The 1,057-nt window shown below is 61.8% G+C and carries 1 protein-coding gene and 1 pseudogene; both read left to right on the forward strand.

Annotated elements, in window-relative coordinates; translation table 11 throughout:
• A pseudogene (locus RMO15_RS01805) lies at positions 1-182 on the forward strand (hypothetical protein); the annotation flags it as partial.
• A partial coding sequence (gene ribB / locus RMO15_RS01810) for a 3,4-dihydroxy-2-butanone-4-phosphate synthase (protein ID WP_309707267.1) occupies positions 172-1,057 on the forward strand: 886 nt, incomplete at its 3' end. The pseudogene RMO15_RS01805 and the gene ribB, both read left to right, overlap by 11 nt.

Genomic DNA, 1,057 nt, shown 5'->3' on the forward strand with positions numbered 1-1,057 from the left:
ACGTCACGCTTTTCTACCGCCTCGCCGACAACGGTCGCTACCGTCGGATCTTGCCGCAAGAAGGCGTTTTTGTGAGCGAGGCCGTGCCGGGCCTACCGCTCTGCCCCGCCTGGCTCTGGCAAGATACCCTACCGACGATGCGAGAGATCGGAAATTTCTGGAGTACGCACCATGCTGCCTGAGATTCACTTTGACCGAATCGAAGATGCCATTGAGGACTTGCGGGCGGGCAAGCTCATTATTCTCGTAGACGACGAAGACCGGGAGAATGAGGGTGACTTTGTGATGGCCGCTCAGTTTGTCACCCCAGAGATCAACACCCTCATGAACCGGCGTGCCAGCGGCATTATCACCGTACCGATGATGGCAGAGCGCCTAGAGGAGCTGAACATCCCGGCGCAAGTTCAAGACAACACCGAGGCGATGCGCACCGCGTTTCATGTTGCCGTAGACGCCCGCGCCGGAACCACCAGTGGCTCCAGTGCGCAAGACCGCGTCGTGACGATCCACAAGCTCGCTGATCCGAGTGCGGTGCCTGCGGACTTCAACCGCCCCGGCCACGTCAGCCCGCTCATGGCGCGCAACGGCGGCGTGTTAAAGCGCCCCGGGCACACCGAGGCGACCGTGGACCTCATGCGCCTTGCGGGGCTCGAGCCCGTGGGCGTGATCTGTGAGATCATGGGCGACGATGGCGAGATGCTACGCCTGCCGGGCCTCGCCGCGCTTGCCAAAGAGCTAGGTCTCAAGCTCTGCACCATCGCCGATCTCATTCGCTACCGCCGCCGCACCGAGAAACTGGTTAAGAAGCTCGCCGTGGTGCAGCTCCCCACGCGCTTTGGTAGCTTCGTCGCCCATGCCTACATGAGCGAGGTGGACAACAACGAGTACCTTGCGCTCGTCATGGGCGAGATCACTCCCGATGACTCGATTCTCTGCCGCATCCACAGCTCGTGTGTCACGGGAGACTTGCTCGGCTCCCTGCGCTGCGACTGTGGCGACCAGCTTCAGCTTGCCTTGCAGAAAATCGCCGACGAAGGCCGGGGCGTTCTGCTCTACA

It is taken from the genome of Armatimonas sp. (assembly GCF_031410135.1).
In the GTDB taxonomy this organism is placed as follows: domain Bacteria; phylum Armatimonadota; class Armatimonadia; order Armatimonadales; family Armatimonadaceae; genus Armatimonas.